The sequence below is a fragment of the Sutterella faecalis genome (assembly GCF_006337085.1).
In the GTDB taxonomy this organism is placed as follows: domain Bacteria; phylum Pseudomonadota; class Gammaproteobacteria; order Burkholderiales; family Burkholderiaceae_F; genus Sutterella; species Sutterella faecalis.
This window is the reverse complement of sequence record NZ_CP040882.1, coordinates 1,616,590-1,636,603: the sequence shown is the minus strand read 5'-3', so window position 1 is coordinate 1,636,603 and position 20,014 is coordinate 1,616,590. Positions and strand designations below refer to the sequence as shown.

General features: G+C 58.5%; 15 protein-coding genes. 8 read left to right on the top strand and 7 right to left on the bottom strand.

The features are described 5' to 3' along the window. The first annotated feature begins 9 nt into the window (after window positions 1-9). The 4 genes from FG381_RS06660 (at window position 10) to FG381_RS06645 (ending at window position 6,904) form a co-directional block, all read left to right on the top strand. Complete coding sequence (locus FG381_RS06660; RefSeq protein WP_139688091.1) at window positions 10-2,997, top strand: DEAD/DEAH box helicase; 2,988 nt, start codon at window positions 10-12, stop codon at window positions 2,995-2,997. 48 nt (window positions 2,998-3,045) lie between these two features. Further along, entirely contained in the window at window positions 3,046-3,411 is a 366-nt protein-coding gene (locus FG381_RS06655) for a hypothetical protein (RefSeq protein WP_139688090.1), read from the top strand. A 27-nt stretch (window positions 3,412-3,438) separates the two neighbouring features. After that, window positions 3,439-5,223, top strand: a complete 1,785-nt coding sequence (locus FG381_RS06650) for an aminopeptidase P family protein (RefSeq protein ID WP_139688089.1) — start codon at window positions 3,439-3,441, stop codon at window positions 5,221-5,223. A 313-nt stretch (window positions 5,224-5,536) separates the two neighbouring features. Next, window positions 5,537-6,904: an IS110 family RNA-guided transposase gene (locus tag FG381_RS06645; RefSeq protein WP_139687046.1), complete on the top strand. Its 1,368-nt coding sequence runs from the start codon at window positions 5,537-5,539 to the stop codon at window positions 6,902-6,904. 217 nt (window positions 6,905-7,121) lie between these two features. On the opposite strand, the gene FG381_RS06640 is transcribed toward FG381_RS06645, so the two are convergent. Next, window positions 7,122-7,958, bottom strand: a complete 837-nt coding sequence (locus tag FG381_RS06640; RefSeq protein WP_139688088.1) for a fumarate reductase subunit C — start codon at window positions 7,956-7,958, stop codon at window positions 7,122-7,124. 342 nt (window positions 7,959-8,300) lie between these two features. Continuing rightward, complete coding sequence (upp, locus tag FG381_RS06635; RefSeq protein WP_139688087.1) at window positions 8,301-8,951, bottom strand: uracil phosphoribosyltransferase; 651 nt, start codon at window positions 8,949-8,951, stop codon at window positions 8,301-8,303. Between the two features lie 121 nt (window positions 8,952-9,072). On the opposite strand from upp, the gene FG381_RS06630 reads away from it, so the two are divergent. Continuing rightward, complete coding sequence (locus tag FG381_RS06630; RefSeq protein WP_228025614.1) at window positions 9,073-9,642, top strand: LapA family protein; 570 nt, start codon at window positions 9,073-9,075, stop codon at window positions 9,640-9,642. Between the two features lie 102 nt (window positions 9,643-9,744). Here the strand turns inward: FG381_RS06630 and FG381_RS06625 are convergent, their stop codons facing one another. From FG381_RS06625 to FG381_RS06610, 4 genes are all read right to left on the bottom strand, one after another. Continuing rightward, window positions 9,745-10,743 carry a class 1 fructose-bisphosphatase gene (locus FG381_RS06625; protein ID WP_139688086.1) on the bottom strand — a complete coding sequence of 333 codons (999 nt, stop codon included), beginning with the start codon at window positions 10,741-10,743 and terminating at the stop codon, window positions 9,745-9,747. Window positions 10,744-10,782: 39 nt separating this feature from the next. Beyond that, window positions 10,783-13,455 carry an aminopeptidase N gene (gene pepN / locus FG381_RS06620; protein WP_139688085.1) on the bottom strand — a complete coding sequence of 891 codons (2,673 nt, stop codon included), beginning with the start codon at window positions 13,453-13,455 and terminating at the stop codon, window positions 10,783-10,785. 168 nt (window positions 13,456-13,623) lie between these two features. Further along, window positions 13,624-14,211 carry a cytochrome c3 family protein gene (locus tag FG381_RS06615; RefSeq protein WP_139688084.1) on the bottom strand — a complete coding sequence of 196 codons (588 nt, stop codon included), beginning with the start codon at window positions 14,209-14,211 and terminating at the stop codon, window positions 13,624-13,626. A gap of 240 nt (window positions 14,212-14,451) precedes the next feature. Further along, window positions 14,452-15,255, bottom strand: a complete 804-nt coding sequence (locus FG381_RS06610; protein WP_139688083.1) for a TOBE domain-containing protein — start codon at window positions 15,253-15,255, stop codon at window positions 14,452-14,454. A 209-nt stretch (window positions 15,256-15,464) separates the two neighbouring features. Here FG381_RS06610 and modA point away from each other — a divergent pair, with 209 nt between their 5' ends. The 3 genes from modA (at window position 15,465) to modC (ending at window position 18,201) form a co-directional block, all read left to right on the top strand. Continuing rightward, on the top strand, window positions 15,465-16,229 hold the full coding sequence (gene modA / locus FG381_RS06605; RefSeq protein WP_139688082.1) for a molybdate ABC transporter substrate-binding protein: 765 nt from the start codon (window positions 15,465-15,467) through the stop codon (window positions 16,227-16,229). A 161-nt stretch (window positions 16,230-16,390) separates the two neighbouring features. After that, window positions 16,391-17,083: a molybdate ABC transporter permease subunit gene (gene modB, locus FG381_RS06600; RefSeq protein ID WP_374042043.1), complete on the top strand. Its 693-nt coding sequence runs from the start codon at window positions 16,391-16,393 to the stop codon at window positions 17,081-17,083. 17 nt (window positions 17,084-17,100) lie between these two features. Next, window positions 17,101-18,201 carry a molybdenum ABC transporter ATP-binding protein gene (modC, locus tag FG381_RS06595; RefSeq protein WP_139688080.1) on the top strand — a complete coding sequence of 367 codons (1,101 nt, stop codon included), beginning with the start codon at window positions 17,101-17,103 and terminating at the stop codon, window positions 18,199-18,201. A gap of 109 nt (window positions 18,202-18,310) precedes the next feature. On the opposite strand, the gene purB is transcribed toward modC, so the two are convergent. After that, window positions 18,311-19,678, bottom strand: a complete 1,368-nt coding sequence (gene purB / locus FG381_RS06590) for an adenylosuccinate lyase (RefSeq protein WP_139688079.1) — start codon at window positions 19,676-19,678, stop codon at window positions 18,311-18,313. Window positions 19,679-20,014: the final 336 nt, after the last annotated feature.

The following is a 20,014-nucleotide window of genomic DNA, read 5'->3' as shown; positions in this document are numbered from 1 at the left end:
TCTCAGCTCTTGCCGGCTCAGACTCTGCTTTTACGCGAATTCCGCGCGGGGCGTCCGCATCTGATCTGCGCACACGGCGGAAGCGGCAAAACGTCTGCCGCACTGCTTGCGCTTGCTGAGTATCTGAATCCCGAGCAGGATTCAGAACTGGAGCGCGGACGGCCTCCCAGAACGCTGATCATTACGCCGGGACTCGATATTGCAGCGCGCCTTTGCTGGCGCATGGATGCAATGGTCTATCCGTCGCGTCTGAATACGTTCCCTGTACGGCCGGGCGAAGATTTCAACCGCAAGCGCCGCGCTCTGGTAGGCGTTGATTTCGTTGCCGGTCCGCCGAGATTCCTTGAGCGTGTCGGAGATGATTTCGGCCTTCAGCTCGACAGCATTGAACGCGTTGTCGTGGCGTATTTTGAGTACTTCGCCTCGAACGAAGATGAATTGGAGCGGCTTAAATCGCTTCTTGGAAAACTTCCTGCCGGGGCGCTGAAAACGATTGGCATTCTTTCCAATTACTGGAGCTCCGGTATTGTTGAGGCCGCAGAGGATATTGTTCCCGGCTGCGGCGTTTTCCATGTCGGCGCCCGCTATCAGCCGCCGGAAATTTTCGAACGTTTTGATCTGGTTCCCAGAACAACCAAATACAGTTTCTTCCGCGCGGATATAGCGATGCTGCCCGAGGGCGCCCGCATTCTGGTCATCGTTCCTCACCGCGCCAGAGCGGTCGATTTTGAGGAAGCGCTCAGCCAGATGAAGGTGCGCATTATCGCCAACAGGCTCCTTGCCGAGGGTTGGGTTTGCGTCTCGAGGTCGATTTCCCGCGGGGCGAAGCGCCGCGTGCTTGTTGCAACGCTCGAGGATCTGAAGTACATCCCCCCGGGAAGCTTTGAATACATCTTCTTGATGAATATGCAGGAGTCTCCTGCGGTTTATGAGCGCATAGCGGCGATCGCCGTGCTTCGCGATCGCCCCGGAGAAATCCGAACCTATGTCCATCGTGAGGACATCAACGCTTTTGCTTCGCTGCGCACCCAGCTGGATGCAAACTGGCGTTTTGTCCTTCGACAGAAGCGCAGTTCGGGCTTTTCTGATGATCAGATGGAGACGGAAGAAGCCTGCGAGGCGCGGCGGAAAGATTGTCTCGAGATTGTTGGAGACGAGCGGATTGCTATTGTCTGGCGGCGCCTTAACGCATCTCCCATGAAGGAGGTGAAGGCGGCAGCTGAAGCCGATGTCGCACTGCCAAAATTTCCTGACACCGCTTATGAAGATTGCCGGCCGAAGGAATCGCATCCCGGGGAGACATTCCTTTCGCCTTTCGGAGAAGCGCTTCAAAAAGCCGACAAGGCTCTTCGGAAAGTGGAGTCCGTTGATGCGGCGGCTCCGGAAACGCCGGAAACCCTTCCTGAGCATCTCGTCTCTCCGGGCTCTTATGAGGTGGCTCCCGGGGTAACGGTTAAGCAGATTCTTGAACTTTCGGACATCGGGTACGGCGGAATGACGCGCGTTCCGGAGGCGCTCAAGCATGAGCCTGTGAAGTCGCAGGAAGAGGCCTCTCCAGAGCTTCAGCCGGATGCGTCTGATGATGAGAAGGAATTGCCTGTTGCGGCTGAGGAGCCGGAGCTGCCTCAAGCTGCTCCTGCGGCGCCATTGCATCATGACGAGGAGACTGAGGCGCTCACAGAACCCGAAGAGGATGACGACTTCGAATGGGAGGAGGCCGAGGATGAGGATTCGGCCGACTGGGAGTCGGATGACGCGTTCGAGGCTGAAGACGACGATGATGCGGCTGATTCAGACTTTGAGGATGAAGACGGCTACGCAGATGACGGCGAGGCGAGTGAAGACGAAGAGGACGATGAGTCTGAGGAGGAGGAAGTCTATGAGGACATGCCTCAGCCTCATCGCCGCACGCTCACGATTCGCTCCGACTACCGGCCGAGCGAAGAGTATGAGCCTACGGTGACGATCACCGAGCCGCTTTCCTCCAATACGGTGGAGCTGCGCGCCGCGCAGGATCGCATGCGTCGGGCCATGAAGGGCGGCGAAAAGCTGACCCATCAGATGGTCGGAAAGCGCGGCACTATCCGGCAGTCGAAGCGCCGCCGTACGGAGGCGATGCCTGAGATGGAAGGCATTCTCCCCGCTCAGCCCGGAGGAAAGCGTCCGGGACAGAAGAAATTCGGCCGCGCGACAAAAGATTTCAAGGACAATCGCAAGAGTCAGAGTTCAACTCGGTTGAGAAAGCCGCAGAATCCGAACCAGAAGCGAAAGACGCGTCTGGTTAAGGACGCGCCGGCTCAGCCTGACCGGGAGGAATTCCGGGATGATGTGCTGACGGTGCCTCTTCAGGCGGATGGTTTCCCGCTTCCTCAGGATGAAAACGAAAGAGCTCCGCGCAAGCGCCGCGAGAAGTTCAGGAAGTCCGGAGGACCTAATCTCCGTACGCCCTTTAAGAAGCGCCGCGGCCCCTTTGAAAAGGAAGAGACTCCAATGGAAGCGCTTCCGCCTGAGGTTCGCCCGGAGGAAGCCTTCCCCGATGCATTGGCTTCAGGCGAGGCTTCCGTGCCTGCCGTGGTTGAAAAAACGGAAGACGGCGGCAATCGCCGCCGCAGGGATTTCTTCAAAAAGAAGAAGACGCCGCGACTTGCGAAGCCCAAGCCTTCTCTGGGACTCCCCCCGGACGAGGGCTTTGAGGATGACGACAACTTCGGCAACTCCATTCACTACCGTCCTCGCCAGCCGAAGAAGCCTTCCGGGCTTGCCTGGCAGAGTTCCGGCGCCTGGGGGACTGATCAGCCGACAACGCTCTCCTTTGCGCAGACGACGCCGGCCGAAGACATCGACCGCACCGGCATGAGGACGGTTTACGGAAGCACGCCTCCCCTTGACGGCATGAAGCATGAGGGCGGGAAAAAGAAGTTTGGTAAATTCCGTAAATCTGGAAACTTTAAGAAAAAATTCGGTCCCCGTCCGCCGCGCAAGCCGCGCAGCGAATAGAGGTTTGCTTAGAATCGAAAAAACATTTTGCTTCTCCCCCGTGATGCCATGACGAAACTTAAAGTGAATGCGCTTCTTCTTGCCCTTGCGGGCTCAGCCCTTCTGGCAGGCTGCGCCGCGCCCGGGGGGGAGGGCAGCGGGACGACTGCGCGCGGTCACAGTGCGCTTTCGCGCGACCCGCTCCTCGATGCGCCCTATCATTCAGAAGCAACCTGCGTGACGGAACGTCCGGTGACGGTGCTTTCGCGAATGAAGGAAACGCCGCTTGCCTGCGCGGATCTGGGCGTCTCTGCAACGCTTGACGAATTGCGTGATGCCGGCTGGCGCGTGGTAACGCTTGATATCGGTGAGGACAGCGAGAGCGAGCAGCACGTGGGATTCCCTGTCACCGTCATGATCCGCAAGCTTTTCTGATGGCTTGAAGCTTTTTTAGGAGTGCCTATGAATTCAAAGAAGGAGGCGCTCGAGCGCCTTCAACGCTGCAGAGAAGAGATGAGTCGTCTCGGGCTCGCGGGCGTGATTGTTCCGACAGCGGATCCTCATCTTTCTGAATATGTTCCGGCAGACTGGAAGCTCCGGCAGGCGCTTTCAGGCTTCACGGGAAGCGCCGGCACGCTCCTGGTCGCCGATGACGCTGCGGCGCTTCTCGCCGACAGCCGCTATTGGGAGCAGGCTGAAGTGGAGCTCCCCGGGGAAATTTCTCTCCTCAAGCTCACCGGGGATCCGGTCGCAATGATTGCGGAGTGGTTTGCCGGTCACGTCGTTCCAGGGAATGCTGTCGGCGCAGATATGGAGCTTCTTTCAGCCGCCTTTGCCAAGGAGCTCTCCGAAACGTTCGCCCGTGAAGGGATTGAATTAAGAGGGAGCTTTCCGGATTGGAAGGTGCTCTGGCCTGAACGCCCGCTTCCCCGTCTTTCTTCCGTAAGGGAAATGAAGCGTCCGGGAAGGTCGCGGCAGGAGAAGCTCTCTGCCGTGAGAGCGCTCATCCGGGAGACGGGAGCTTCTGCGGTGCTTCTCACGCTCCTCGATGACGTCGCCTGGGTGACCAATCTGAGGGGCGACGATGTGCCCAATAACCCGGTTTTTCTTGCGAATCTTCTCGTGAACGAAAAGGAGGCCGTACTCTTTCTGGATGCGAAGAGACTCAGCCCGGGTGTCGAGGCTCGGCTCCTCGAAGACGGCATCTCGCTCGCCTCGCCTGAGAATCTTCTTCAGGTGCTCCGGCACTGGGCGAAGGAATGGAAGATTCTGCTCGATCCCGAACGTACGAATGCAGAGTTTGTGCAGCAGGTTCCGGCGGAGCGCCTCGTCTGCGGCGCTTCTCCCGTGATGATGCTGAAATGCAGAAAGAGCCCGGAAGAAATTGCAGCCATCTGCGAAGCGCACGAGCGCGATGCGGTTGCCCTGGCAGAGTTCTACGCTGAGCTCGATGAGCGCCTCTTGAAAGGCGAACGGGTAACGGAAGCGGATTGCGCCCGGATGCTCCATGCGTGGCGCGCAAAGGATGAGGAATTCTTTGAGGAAAGCTTCCCGACCATTGCCGCTTTCGGTCCGAATGCGGCCTTTCCGCACTATACGGCGCCCGAAGAAGGCGGCGCTTTGCTCGAGGGGAATGGACTGCTTCTGATTGACTCGGGCGGTCAGTACGAATGCGGCACGACCGACATTACGCGCATGACGCCTGTAGGCACTCCGACAGATGCCATGAAGCGCGATTGCGGTCTTGTCACCCGTGCGATGCTGAGGCTTCTGAAGCTGCGCTTTCCCGAAGGGTCGACCGGCGCTGGAATTGACCTTGCGGCGAGAATCGATCTCTGGTCTGAGGGCCTGGATTTCGGGCACGGCACAGGTCACGGCGTCGGTTATGTGCTCAATGTCCACGAGGGGCCGGTCACCATCTCGCCGCGCGCCCGGGCGATACCTCTGGCGCCCGGGAATGTGCTTTCGGACGAACCTGGACTTTATCGGGTCGGCCGTTGGGGAATCCGCGTTGAAAATCTGATGGTCTGCCAGAAGGACATTGAAACGGAGTTCGGCAAATTTCTGAAGTTTGAAGCGCTGACGATGATGCCGATTGATACGAGAACGCTGCCCGAGCCTTTTGGCGACCTTGCCGAGGATCTCAACCGCTTCAATGAGGAAAGAACTGCCTTTCTGAAGCCCCGCGTTTCCGAGCGCTGCCGCAGGTGGCTTGAGCGTGCGGTGAAGCCCGTGAGCCATTCATAATTTTTCCAAACCCCCAAAAAATCGTGATGAGTAAAGGGCTTCCTCACCCTCTATCATGAAAGATGAGGAAGCCCTCGGCGCGCGACCTGTCTGCGTACGTTTTTTTGGTAACGTTTCTGACGCTTGCCGTCAAAAAATTGCAGCGGAACTTTCGCACCCTATATTGCTCTGTTCGCTGGCTTGAACGCTGGTGACTAGGCGTGTGGAAAAATGAGCGTAGCTTCCGGGTGGTTGCTGCGTCTACCTGTTTCTCCAACATCTTCGTGGTTGCCAGGGCTTCCTCGAACCCCAATCATTTCTTAATGGAGGGGCTATGAGTAAGTCTAACCGTACCGATACGCCATTGCGAGCTGCCCGTGCGCAGATCAGTAATCCCGAAATTACTGTTCACGCGATGTACCGCTCGGCAATAGGCATTGACGTTCATCTCAACCTACTCGTCTGCTGCCATCAGAAGCAGGTTGCAGGTCATCGTGAACAATCTGAGAGCCGGGATTTCAATACCGACCGCGCAAGCATCGATGCTTTCGCCGCCTGGTGCCGTGAATGCAATCCCGACATCATCCTTATGGAATCAACCGGGTCATTGTGGCAGAGCCCGTACGAAGCCCTCGAGAGAGCCGGCTTCACTTCTGAGCAGCTGGCTCTGATCAATGCCCGCGACGCCAAAGCGGCAGCCGGCCGCAAAACGGACCGCAAGGACGCATCACGTCTGGCGTCTCTTGCCCGAACGGGAAACTTCAAAAAATCCTTCGTGCCGGAGAAGGCCTTTCGTCTGCAGCGCGTCATTTCACGTGATCTGCAGAAGAACAGGAATGACATTTCCCGAACTTCCAATCGTTTCGGCAAGTCTCTGAATCTCACCGGATGCCGGCCTACAACGGTATTCAGCGACATCCGCGGAGGCAAAGCTGCCAGCCTCATCCTGATGGCCAAGCTCAGAGATGATCCGCACTTGTTTGATGTCATCAAGCAAAACAGCCGCCGGCTGCGGGCAAGCCCTGAGCAGATCATGCAGGCGCTCAACTTCGAAATCGAGCCGATGATGAAGGAGCAGATTCTGGCGCTCCGGAAAAAGATCGATCAGCTCGAGGAGTACGACCGAAGCACTTTCGAAAGGCTCCGCCAGCTGCAGGCTCCCTACGAGAAGGACATCCAGCTGCTCATTACCATAACGGGGATTCAGGAACGCTCGGCCCGCATGATTTACGCCGAACTCTGTGCGGATTTGAAGGACCACTTCCCCACGTCAGAGCAGTTTACTTCCTGGCTCGGCATTTGCCCGGGGGACAACACATCTGCCGGCAAACAGAAAAGTGGAAAATGCCCGAAAGGGAACAAACACCTGAGGCGCACGCTGATTGAAGCCGCCAGAGGACTTGTGGTCGGCGGTACCGCTGCGCTGAAGGAAAAATTCCAGGTGCTCAAGATGCGGCGCGGCTACAGGCGTGCCATGGTCGCCTTCGCACACCTGCTCGCACGCATCATTTATTCCGTTCTCACTCATCAGAAAGGCTTTGAGCCTTACCAGTCAACGGCGTTTCGGGACACCTTGATGGAACGAGCAAAGAACGGCGTAAAGCAGTTGCTGAAACTCAAAGGAACGAAATACGTGATCGCTGACGGCCTGGTTGTGGAGACGAAAACGGGTGCGATCCTAGGCGCAGTCGTCAGCAGTTAGCGTAGCTTCAGCAGCCTGAGAAGCAGCAGATACCATGCTGGACGTTCTTGTGAGAACGCCCGCAGGGAAGGTCGCGCGCCGAGGGCTTCCTATCTTTCGTGGAAAAAGCTCCCGTAAAGCCGAAATAACTTTACGGGAGCTTTTATTTCTGCATCGTCTCGTCTCCTCCATCAGAAGAGGAGACGAAAGGAGAACGACGAGCTGTCCTTATGACGGATTACTTGGCGTGGTTGTACCAGCTCGCGCCTTCGGACATTTCATAACGCTGCGCTTCAGCGTTGTTGGCGATCTGTTCAGCACCGATCGAGTAGTTGGTCCACATCGTGATGGAGCCGCCGACGATCATGAGGAGAGCAACGATCAGCATGCCCTTGCGCAGACCCGCACGTTCGCTGCCGGCGCGCTGGTCCATGATCTTGGTTTCGGGGTTCTTCGCGAAGATGTCCCACTTAACCGCAAGACGATAGAGGCCGATCATGCCGTGCAGTTCCGTGCAGACGAGGAAGATGAACGTGTAGAGGAGGCCGTTGTGATAGGTGTGAACGCCGATGAGGTTGGGGTCAAAGCCGTGCGGATTGACGAGCATGCTCATCAGGTGCGGGAACACGAGGAAGAAGAGGCAGAAGGCCGTGATGAGCTGAACCCACCAGAGCGTCGTGTCTTCGTGATGAACGAGCTTGACGTGCGAGCGGATGTCATGGAGCTGCTTGTAGGAGGTCGGGAAGCGACGCAGCGCGCAGAACATGTGAACGATCACGCAGAGGAAGATGAAGCCGACGAAGACGACGTGCATCCAGGCATGGTCGGCGCCGTCGAGCCAGACGCCGCCCGAGGTGGCGATCAGGTTGGCAAAGAGGTCCTTGCCGAAGTTCACGGAACCCGTGAAGGCCATGTGGCAGAAGAGGAAGATGCCGAGGATGAGGCCGGTGACGGACTGCGCCACATCAAGGCGGGCAGTGCACTTGCTCTGACGCTTGACATCCTTGAGGCCCACGCCCCAGACATTGTCCGTAGCGGTCGGCGTATGGGAATATTTTTCTTTATCAGTCGCCATTTTCGAATGGTCCTAGAAGTTGGAAAAAGGGGAAATGTCCTGAAGCAATGCCAGAACATGGGAAATGGATCTCTTTGACCGAATGATGAGCTGTTGACGACTAAATCTATTTGATTTTCGTCAACAGATATTGCAGAACGAAACGGCATGTATCTTGCTAGACTGCTTAAAAATACGTGTATTCACTTATGAAATGGCTTATTTAAACCTTATAAAAAGATAAAGATAAGGGTTACTACTATATTTTTATGTTCAAAAAATAATCGCACCCGGGTGAAGCGAAGCATAAAAAAACGCCTCCCGGTGAAGGAAGGCGTTCCAGACCCTGGTTGGGTCTATGGATTACTTCGTTCCAAAGATGCGGTCGCCGGCATCGCCGAGACCGGGAACAATGTAAGCGTTCTCATTGAGGCGCTCGTCAAGGGATGCCACATAAAGATCCACATCCGGATGGAGCTTTGAGAAGACCTCGACCCCTTCGGGGGCCGCGACAAGCGCCATGAAGCGGATGCTTTCGCCCGGGACGCCGCGCTTTTTAAGGACATCCACGGCATGAGCGCCGGAATAGCCGGTCGCGACCATCGGGTCGACCACGATGAAGGTGCGGCCTTCGAGCTGCGCGGGGAGCTTCACGAGATATTCAACCGGACGGTGATTCTCGTCGCGGTAGAGACCGATGTGGCCCACGCGTGCGGAGGGCATCAGCGTGAGAAGCGCGTCGGACATGCCGAGGCCGGCGCGCAGAACCGGGACGATCACGCACTTTTTCCCGGTCAGCATCGGAGACCAGCAGTGGGCGACGGGCGTTTCGACCTCTTCGAGCGCAACGGGGAAATCGCGCGTGAGCTCGTAACCCATGAGGAGCGCAAGCTCCGAGAGAAGCTCGCGGAAGTCGCGCGTGCTCGTACGCTTATCGCGCATCAGAGAAAGCTTATGCTGGACGAGCGGATGGTCAACAATATGCAGGCGCGGGAAACGAGGATCGGTCTTCATGGCTCAAACTAAATTTCAGAAGTGGCGGAAAACGGGCAGAATGCCTTGCGAGGTATTATAGGAAGGCGCCGGGCTCTGCCGTATGACGCCCGTTTTTTGCCCAAATTCAATGGAGTTCAACGTGAAGCTTCGCACTCTCGGCATGATGCTCATCCTCGTGCTTCTTGCCGTGTTTCTGATCATCAACTGGTCGGCGCTTTCGCAGGAAACGACGGTCAATCTCGTCTACACCGAAATCACCGCGCCGCTCGGCATCATTGTGGTTGTGGCGTTTGCCGCCATCATTGCGCTTCTCATGATTTATACGATCTGGCAGCAGGCGAGCGTCGTGATGGAAATTCGCCAGGCGCATAAGGAAGCCCGCATCGCGCGTCAGGCCGCGGAGGATGCCGACAAGAGCCGCATCACGGAGCTCGGCAAGGATATGCGCGCCCGTATGGATCAGCTCGAAGCTCTGATGATGGCCAAGACCGAGGAGCTCAATAAATTCATGAAGGAGCGCGGCGACCAGCAGGACCGCGAGCTCGCGCTTCTGCGCGATCAGCTGAAGGAAGAGCAGACCGCTCAGCGTAATGCCGTCTCCGAACGACTGCTTGACATCGACAAGAAGGTTTCGAACGTGCTTCCTGCCACCGAAGGTGAAGTGAAGGATGAAAAAAAGAAGAAGGAGCTCTTCGGCGAACTCTTCTGATCGTCCGCCTGAAGCGCACTGCTCAAGCCTGAATTAAAAAATGCCCCGCCCGGGTAATTCCCGGCGGGGCATTTTGCAAATTGCCTGACGATCCTGACGGGATCAGGCCTTGTGGTAGCCCGTCACGGTTTCAACCTCTTCGGCTGCGCCGAGGAAGACTGCCACGCGTTCGTGGATGCTGTTCGGAACAATGTCGCGGATGCGTTCGTGGCCGTTCGTGGAGGCGCCGCCCGCATTCTCCATGAGCATCGACATGGGATTGGCTTCATAGAGGAGGCGGAGCTTCCCGGCGCGCTCGGGGTTCCTCGAGTCGCGCGGATACATGAAGATGCCGCCGCGCATGAGGATGCGGTGCACTTCGGCAACCATGGCTGCAACCCAGCGCATGTTGTAGTTCTTGCCGCGCGGACCGTCCTTGCCCTGAAGAAGTTCGGAAACGTAGCGCACGACCGGCGCTTCCCAGAATCGCTGGTTCGACATGTTGATCGCGAATTCCTTGGCTTCGCGCGGAACACGCACATTTTCCTTCGTAAGACGGAAGGTGCCCGTCACGTCGTCGAGCGTGAAGAGGAATACGCCGCGGCCGAGCGTCAGGGCAAGAATCGTCTGCGGGCCGTACATGCAGTAGCCGGCCGCCGTGAGGTTCCTGCCGGGCTGAAGGAAGTCCTGGGGAGCCGGGACGCGCTTCGGACGTTCGGCCGGCAGGATCGCAAAGATCGAGCCGATCGAGACGTTGATGTCGATGTTGCTCGAGCCGTCAAGCGGGTCGAAGCAGGCAAGGTAGGGTCCGAGGGGAAGTTCTTCGGGGACGGCGATGGGTTCGGGAACCTCTTCGCTCACCATGCCGCAGACGGCGCCGGTGCGGGCAACGGCTTCAACAAAGATGTCGTTGGAAATGATGTCGAGCTTCTTCTGCTCTTCACCCTGCACGTTTTCGCTGCCGGCAAGACCGAGCACGCCGGCGAGGGCGCCCTCGCGGACCTTGGCTGAAATTTCCTTGCAGGCCTCGGAGATGCCGACCAGAAGGCGGGTGAGCACCGGATCGGAACCGGCAAGCGCTTCCTCGCGCGAGAGGAATTCCTGAAGTGAAAGGGGAGTCACAACAATGTTTCCTTTAGGAAGAATGAAGGAATGGGAGGGTCAGAGCGGGTTGCCGAGCGCCTTTTCGATGATTTCGGCCACATTGGGCGAGAGTTCGCTCCGTTTGGCTTCAACCGATTCGAGGGCGGCATGCATCTTTTCGGCAAGTGCCGGGGTGTAGCGGCGCCAGTTGTCGAGCGAACGCGCCACGCGGGCGGCAACCTGCGGATTGATGCGGTTGAGTTCGAGCACCATTTCGGCCCAGAAAGCGTAGCCCGATCCGTCGGCGAGGTGGAATTCGGACGGATTCTGCTGGAAGTACCCGAGCAGAAGCGCATAGACGTTGTTCGGGTTCTTGAGCGAGAAGAATGGGCAGCGCGTCAGTTCGCGCACGCGCTCGAGCACGCGGGCTTCACCCGGGAACGAGGGGGCGGTTGCCTGAATCGTGAGCCACTTGTTGATGAGAAGCGGCTCGTGATACCAGGCCTTGAGGGCGTCGACTTCCATATCCTGCTTGGCGGGCGTCTGGGAGTTTGCCATCATGTGAAGCGCTGCGAGCTTATCCGTGAGGTTGTTGGCCGTCATGAACTGGTCCTTGATCATGATGGCGGCGCGCGGGGAGCCGGCGGCGTGCGCGTAGCCGAGAGCCAGGTTGCGCAGCGCGCGTTTGCCGGCCTTTTCAGGCGTCGGCTCGTAGGGACCTTCAACAATATTGGCCTGCGCCGTTTCAAGGAAGGCGGAAATGTTCTTTTCGCCGATCGCCTGACGCACGGCAATCCAGCCGGCATGAACGGCATGCGGGTCAATGAGCGGGTCCTCTTCGGCCACGAGTTTTTCGCCAGGCATCGTGAGCGCGACGGCCTTGAAGGCGGGCGAGAGATTCTCGTCGCGAAGGATCTTCGAGGCGGCGCTGATGACGAGAGGCGAAACGTCTTCCGGAGTCTTCAGCAGGCGCGCGCGGGTCTGGGCATGAACGGCGTCGATCAGAAGACGGTTCATGGCATCCCAGCGGTTGAAGGGATCCGGATCATTGGCGGCGAGGAAGGCAAGCTCCTCCTGGGAGAGCCCGGCGTCGAGAATGATGGGGGCAGCGAAGCCGCGGTTGAGCGAAACGACGGGTTCTTCCTCAAGACCGCCGAAGACGAATTCAGCCGTTTCGTCCGTAAGCTCGAACATGCGGGTGCCGGGGGCCGGCGCCTCATCTTCCTCAGCAAGCTGCACGGGCATCTCTTCGCCGCGGCTATTGAGGAAGGCCACGGGGAACGGAATGAGGAAGGGCTTCTTTACGGACTGACCGGGCGTCGGGGGCGTCGACTGGCGAACGTTCAGCGTGAGCCTGTGGTTCACCTCATCCCAGTGTCTGCGGACGGTAACGCGCGGCGTGCCCGCCTGCGAATACCAGTTGGTGAATTCCGAAAGGTCGCGCCCTGACGCCTCGGCCATGGCGTTGATGAAGGCTTCGCACGTGACGGCATGACCGTCGTTGCGGGCAATGTAAAGATCGAACCCCTTTCTGAAGGTTTCGCGTCCGAGAAGCGTCTGGAGCATGCGGATGACTTCCGCGCCCTTTTCGTAGACGGTGCTCGTGTAGAAATTGTTGATGTTCTGGTAGCTCTCGGGACGGATCGGATGCGCCATCGGGCCCGCGTCCTCCATGAACTGCGCTGCGCGCAGAACGGAGACGTCGCGGATGCGCTGCACGGCCCGGGCAGAGGGCTCTCCGAGCATGTCGGCCGAGAATTCCTGGTCGCGGAAGACCGTGAGGCCCTCCTTCAGCGTGAGCTGGAACCAATCGCGAAGCGTTACGCGGTCGCCCGTCCAGTTGTGGAAGTATTCGTGGCCTACGACGCCCTCAATGCGCAGGTAGTCGCTGTCGGTCGCAACCTTGGGGTTCGCGAGCGCGCAGCGCGAATTGAAGATGTTGAGGCCCTTGTTTTCCATCGCGCCGAAATTGAAGTCGTTCGTCGCGACAATCTTGAAGTCCTTGAGGTCGAGCTCAAGTCCCCAGCGCTCCTCGTCCCAGCGGATGGCGCGCTTCAGGCTTTCGAGCGTGTGTTCGGTCTTGTCGAGATCCTGCGGATCGACCCACACGGAAAGATCCACCGTGCGGCCGTCCTTGAGGTCGAACTTCGAGGCGCGGGAGACGAGCTTGCCGGCGACGAGCGCAAAGAGGTAGCAGGGCTTTGGGAACGGGTCGACGTAGGTGACTTCGCGGCGGCCGTCCTCAAGCGATTTCTCTTCGGTCAGATTGCCGTTCGAGAGCATCACGGGAAAGTCTTCCGTGGCGCCGCGGATGACGGTTGTGTAGCGGGCGAGAACGTCCGGGCGATCCTCGAAGAATGTGATGCGGCGGAAGCCCTGGGCCTCGCACTGACTCATCAGGTTCACGCCCGAGGCATAGATCCCGGACAGCGCGGTATTGGCCTTCGGGCTGAAGGTATTCACGATTTCGAGCTTCTGGGCGCTCGTGATGCCGGGAATGGTGAGGCCGTTGCTGTCGACCTTGTATTCGCCATCCTTCAATTCACGGCCGTCGATCGAAACGGATCTGAGCGTGATGTCCTCGCCGTTCAGAAAGAGCGGCGGATCCTTTTCCGTGCACTCGGGATTGGGTCGAACCTCGAGCGTGCTTTTGACAAGCGTTTCCTCAGCGTTGAGGTCGAATTCGAGCCGGATGGTGTCAATGAGATGCGTCGGCGCGCGATAGTCGCCGCGATAAATGGTCTTGGCCATGTGCTTCATGCGAAAAAAGCGGGGGCGAGTCCCCGCGAAGGAATGATGGAGCAGATTTTAAGGCGCGCCGGGGCACGCGGGCCAAGATTGCCGGGCAAACAAAAAGCCCGGCGCCTCTTCAGGTGAGGTTGCCGGGCTTTTCGGGTTCAGGCACGTGCCGTGAAGCGATTACTTCTTGGCGGTGTCGAATTTGAGGATGTAGCCGTAGTTGTGGCCGGCGGTCGGATGGCAGGCGAGGCAGTCGACATTCTTAGCCTCAGGGCCCATGTGGCGATGGATTTCGCCGAGCATCGGACGCTTCGGATCATACATGCGGGCCACGTCATGGCAGCCGCGGCAGGAGGCCCAGTTGCGGTCCATCATCTGGGCGTGGACGGCTTCAGCCATTTCCTGGCGCATCTCAATCTGCTTTTCCGGGGTGTTGAGGTGACCGGCGATTTCGCCGAAGAGCGACTTCGAGCCGGCGATGGCCTTGTCGATCAGGAGAGCCGTGTAGTCAATCGGACCGGCAAAGTGGTTCGATTCATTCTTGAGGTGGCAGTCCGAGCAGCCGGCGGTGGCGCCGGAAGCCGTACGGAAGTGGTCGCCCTTCTGATAGGCGACATAGGTGGCGTCCATCGAGTGGCAGAATTCGCCGCAGAACTTTTCAGTGCCGGCCCAGTGAACAACAGACGTGAGCACGCCGACGAACACGATGCCGATAGCAACGCCGACAACGCACCAGAGAGCAAGGTACCAGGGGCTATCTTTTTTCATTTTGTAAACCTGTCTTTATAAGGGGATCGGTCAGCTTCCTGAAACGATTCGGGTCTGGCGTGCGCCTTTGAAGGAAGCTGCAGAAAAAATGAAGCAATAAAGCCTTCATTTTTACTAGCCTGCAATGATATGCAACCAAGTGTAAGAGCGGGGCTTAAGAATTTGATAATCATCAATCGGCTGGAGAATCCGGTCGATTTGTTCGATTTTTCTGAACTCTTTTAGGCGGCTGCTGACGCATCAGGAAGCAAGACCGATCACGATGACGGAAGGGGGGAGCGACGCCACGGCCTTCTGATGGAGCTTAAGGCCGTGTCCGGAGCGCGCGAACCCGACGATCACAAGCCCTGAAGGGAGTCGAATCGAGCATTCGCCGCCCTTATTGGCGCGTTCGCTGCGGATGACTTCGCCCACGATGAGATTTGCATGCGAGCGGGCGTCATTTTTTTCATCCGGGAAATCCGCGGAAATTTCTATGGAGGTGGCCTTGGCGAGCGCGAGCACTTCCATGCCGGGGCGCAGGCCGAGGAGCTGAGCGGATTCCTTCGTGACGGAAGCGCGGATGAGGTGCGTGTCGTCGATGCGCAGAATGAGCTTCACGAGCGCGGAACCGATTTTGAGCGTTTCAATCGTTGCAGGAAACTGATTGCGCATGGAGGTCTGAAGACTCGCGGCGGTGACGCGCGCGAGCCGGCTGCCTTCATGTTTCGCGGGCGAATCCTCTCTGTGCGCAAAGCGGTCGAGCACGCTGCGGCGCGCGCGGGAGAGCTCATCGGCGAGATCCAGCACCATGCGGCCGGTTTTCGTGAGCTTCGTGCCGCCGCCGTGGGCGCCGCCCACCGCTTTTTCAACGAGGGGCGTCCCTGCAAGGTTCGTGAGCGTATCAATGGCCTGCCAGGCGGCTTTGTAGCTGACGCCTGCGCTTCTTGCGGCTTCAGAAATGGAGCCCACATCTGCAATGCGGCGCAGAATGTCGATGCGCTTGTCGGTCTGCTCGGAAAGAATGCCGGCGAGAACGGACGGGTCGGCGGGCTCTTCAGACATATCGGGATCTGGAAAACGGGTTGAGGAAGAACTTGATTATCTGTCACAACATCGTTATTCTGCAAAGGAATAACGAGCGCTGTTGCAAAAATGAATAGCGCTTCGTCGCTCTCTGTCTTCCGGCGTCAGGTGCATTCATGGGGCTTCAGTTTTGAATCCCCGGGCGAGCCCCAGCCGGAAGAGCCCCGATTTCTTTGAAAGAGAATCCAATGAAGAAGTTTGTTCTTGCGGCCGCTGCCGCTGTCGTTGCCTCCGCTGCTTTTGCCGTGAGTGCTGAGGAAGTTCATGTGGCGGTTGCCGCCAACTTCACTGCTCCGGCGAAGGATCTTCAGCCGATTTATGAAAAGGCGACGGGCGACAAGCTCGTTCTCTCCTTTGGCGCTACGGGCGCTTTCTATGCTCAGATCAAGAATGGCGCTCCCTTTGATGTTCTCCTTGCCGCCGACGCGAAGACGCCTGCCAAGGCCATCAAGGAAGGCTACGGCGTGGCCGGAACTTCCTACACCTATGCGGTGGGCAAGCTCGTTCTCTGGTCGTCCGACGCGAATCTCGTGAAGAACGACGTCGCTGCCGTGATCAATTCCGCAACGGTCAAGCATGTGGCGATTGCAAACCCGAAGCTCGCGCCTTACGGCGAAGCCGCCTACCAGACGCTCAAGTCTCTTGGTCTTGAAAAGGCTGTTGAACCCAAGACCGTGCTCGGCGACAACATCGGCAAGACCTTCCAGTTCGTGAAGACGGGCAATGCCGAAGCGGGCTTCATCGCGCTCTCGCAGTGCTTCAAGGGCGGCAAGTTCACCTCGGGCTCGGGCTATGTGATTCCGCAGGAACTTTACAGCGAAATCAAGCAGGATGCGGTGCTCCTCAAGGCCGGGGAAAAGAATGAAGGCGCCAAGCGCTTCCTCAAGTTCCTGAAGGAAAGCAAGGAAGCGACCGATGTCCGTACCGCCTACGGCTACGGCACGGCGAAGTAATGTTTTGATCTCTCCGGCGAAGTGCATTTGCCGGAGACACAGTTTCCAGCGTTCTTGAGACGGACGCCTACTTTACCCGGAGGGGGCTTCCCTAAGCACTCTCCGGCTTTTCATTATTCCGGGCAGGCTCTTTCGGCACGGATTACTGAGGGGCTCAAATCGTGGAATGGTTTCTGGACCTCGTTGACGGCATCTCTCTCGAGCCGGTTCTGCTCTCGCTCGAGCTGGCTTTTGTAACGACCTGCATTCTTCTGGTGCTCGGGCTGCCGCTTGCCTGGTGGCTTGCGCGCGCGAGGAGCCGCTGGTGTTCGGCGGTGAATGCCGTCGTGACGCTCCCGCTCGTGCTGCCTCCCTCCGTTCTGGGCTTCTACATTCTGGTGGCGCTCGGACCTCACGGACCTCTGGGCGCGCTGACGGAGTCCCTCGGCCTCGGCGTACTCAACTTCAGCTTCCCCGGTCTCGTCATCGGTTCGGTCGTCTATTCGCTCCCCTTTATGGTTCAGCCGCTCGTTACCGCCTTTGAGGGCATCGGCGACCGTCCCATGGAAGTGGCGGCGACGCTTCGCTGCCGGCCTCTGGATGCATTTCTGCACGTCGTGATGCCGCTCGCGCGCCCGGGGATCATCACGGGCGTTCTCATGACGTTTGCGCATACCATCGGCGAATTCGGCGTCGTACTGATGATCGGCGGCAATATTCCGGGGAAGACCCAGGTGGTCTCGACCGAGATCTACACCTATGTTGAGGCGATGGAATATTCGAAGGCGCATGTGCTCGCGGGCGGCATGCTCATCTTCAGCTTCATCGTTCTCATGACGCTCAATATTCTCAACAAGCGAACGGAAAAGGCCTGACGGGAGGAATGCGAGACATGACTGAGGAACATTTCGGCGAAGTGCGCCTTCATCTTGCCCGCAGCACCGGCTTTACGCTCGAAGCGGACATCCGGGTTCCGGGCGAGGGCATTACGGTGCTTTTCGGCCCTTCGGGCTGCGGCAAGACAACAGTGCTCCGGTGCGTTGCGGGTCTTGAACGCGCTGAGGGGCTCGTGCGAATCGGAAGCGAAGTCTGGCAGGACGACGAGAAGCGCATCTTCCGCCCGACCTATGAGCGTAGTCTCGGCTATGTATTTCAGGAGGCAAGCCTCTTCGCGCACCTCAATGTCGAAAGAAACCTCACCTTCGGGCTTGAGCGCGCAAAGGTGCCTGACGGCAGAAAGCGCCTTGATGAAGCGGTTGACCTTTTAGGCATCGGGCATCTTCTGAAGCGCCGCGTATCCGAACTCTCCGGGGGCGAACGGCAGCGCTGCGCCATCGCGAGAGCGCTTTGCCTCAGGCCCGACATTCTCCTTATGGACGAGCCCCTTGCGGCACTCGATTTCGCGAGAAAGCGCGAGATTCTCCCCTGGCTTGAAAAGCTCAGAAATGAACTGCGGGTGCCGATTCTCTATGTGACGCACTCGGCCGACGAGATGGCAAGGCTTGCCGACAATCTCGTCGTGATGGCTGACGGCCATGTGCGGGCGTCCGGGCCGCTTGCCGACGTTCTCGGCAATGTCCGGCTCCCCGTCGATATGGAGGAAGGCGCGGCCGTCGTGCTCGAAGGCGTGGTTGAAAGCGTTTCGCCCGAATGGCGCTCTGCCATGATCCGCACCGACGGCTGGGTTTTTGACGCTGTTGCCGGAAATGTTCCCAAAGGCGCCGGGCTTCGTCTGCGGGTGCTCGCGAGGGACGTGAGCATCGCGCTTGAGAGACCTGAGAACCTTTCCATCCGCAATGCGATTCCCACAGCGGTTGAGGAAATCGGTGAGCCCTGCGGGCCCGAAAAGGCCTATCAGATTGTGAAGCTCAGAAGCCGCGAAGGAAGGGATGTTCTATTAGCGCGGATTCTGCGGGAGTCGACTGCCGCCCTCGGGCTTAAACCGGGGCTTCCGGTCTGGGCGTTGGTCAAGGCGACGGCCGTCATTGCTTGAGCCGGAGAGAAAAAAGGCAGGCCTCCGGGAGGGAGACCTGCCTTTTTGAAGCATTTTTTGTCCGGAGCGCCTCACAAAGACGCTCCGGAGCAAAGAAGCGGCGAGATGATCAGCAGCGGCGGGCGAGTTCGCGGGCCTTGCCGATATAGGTGGCGGGCGTGAGCTCCATGAGGCGCGCCTTGGCGTCGGCCGGAATCTCGAGACCTTCGATGAAGGTGCGGATGGTGGCTTCGTTGATGCCGTCCTTGCCGCGCGTGAGGGCCTTCAACTGCTCGTAGGGGTGCGGAACGCCGTAGCGGCGCATCACGGTCTGAACCGCTTCGGCGAGCACTTCCCAGGCGGCGTCGAGGTCGCGGGCAATCATGGCTTCATTCACCTGAAGCTTGCCGAGGCCGCGCTCAAGGGCGCTGTAGCCCACGAACGAATAGCCGAAGGCCACGCCGAGGTTGCGCAGAACCGTTGAGTCCGTCAGGTCGCGCTGCCAGCGGGAGATTGGAAGCTTTCCGGCCAGGTGGCCGAGAACGGCGTTGGCGAGACCGAGGTTGCCTTCGGAATTTTCGAAGTCGATCGGATTCACCTTGTGCGGCATGGTCGAGGAGCCGACTTCACCTTCCTTCAGCTTCTGGCGGAAGAAGTGCATGGAGATGTAGCCCCAGACGTCGCGGTCGAAGTCGATGAGAATCGTGTTGGCGCGCTCGATCTGCATGAAGAGCTCGGCCATGTAGTCATGGGGCTCGATCTGAATCGTGTGCGTATTGAAGGTGGCGCCGAGGCGTTCCTCGACCACCTTCCTCGAGAAGGATTCCCAGTCGAAGTCCGGATAGGCGATGAGGTGCGCGTTGTAGTTGCCGACGGCGCCGTTCATCTTGGCGTAGATCTTCACGTTTTCGATAGCCTCGATCACGCGGCCGAGACGCACGGCGACGTTGGCGAATTCCTTGCCGACGGTCGTCGGAGAAGCGGTCTGACCGTGGGTGCGCGAGAGCATCGAGATGTCGGCCCAGGCGTGCGCGTAGTTGGCGATGATGCTGTGGATGCGCTTGAGGAACGCCACGAGTTCGGTGCGGCCCTTGATCAGCATCAGCGCGTGGCTCGTGTTGTTGATGTCTTCCGAGGTGCAGGCGAAGTGCACGAACTCAGCGGCGCTTCTCAGTTCGTCGTCATGCTCAACCTGGCCCTTGATCCAGTATTCGACCGCCTTCACGTCGTGATTGGTGGTCTTCTCGATCGTCTTCACGGCTTCGCAGTCTTCGAGAGAGAAGTTGTCGGCAAGACCGCGCAGGAACGCCTTTCCGTGGTCCGACAGGTGCGGGAGTTCCGCAAAGCCGGCTTCGGAGAGCGCGATCAGCCATTCGACTTCAACGCGAACGCGTGCGTTCATGAAGGCATATTCGGAGAAGATGCCGCGCAGAGAGTCGCACTGGCGGGAATAGCGGCCGTCAAGCGGGGAAAGAGCGGTAAGAGGATTAAGCGCCATGGCGGGTAAGTCTCGATGAAGAATGAAAAATCTTGGGTTCGTTGACTGGAGCCGGAGACGAGTGATTGCTCTGCAGCAGTCAGGGTTCGAGAAAATCCCGCAATTTTAGTGCGTTCGGTCCGGGGAGAGGTTTCACGGAAAGCTGTTTTTTCCTGGGGCGGGGCAGAGCGGCCTCGGGCGAGGAAACCCGGTACGGGAAAGCCTTGAGAGAAGAAGCTCCCATTCCTCCGCGTTCTTCAGCTTCCCGGAAGGCTTCAACCGGATAATGGAAGCATCCGGTTGAATGCGCATTGCATCAGGGATGGATGCGCGCCGGACTTCATTCTCAGCAAGAGG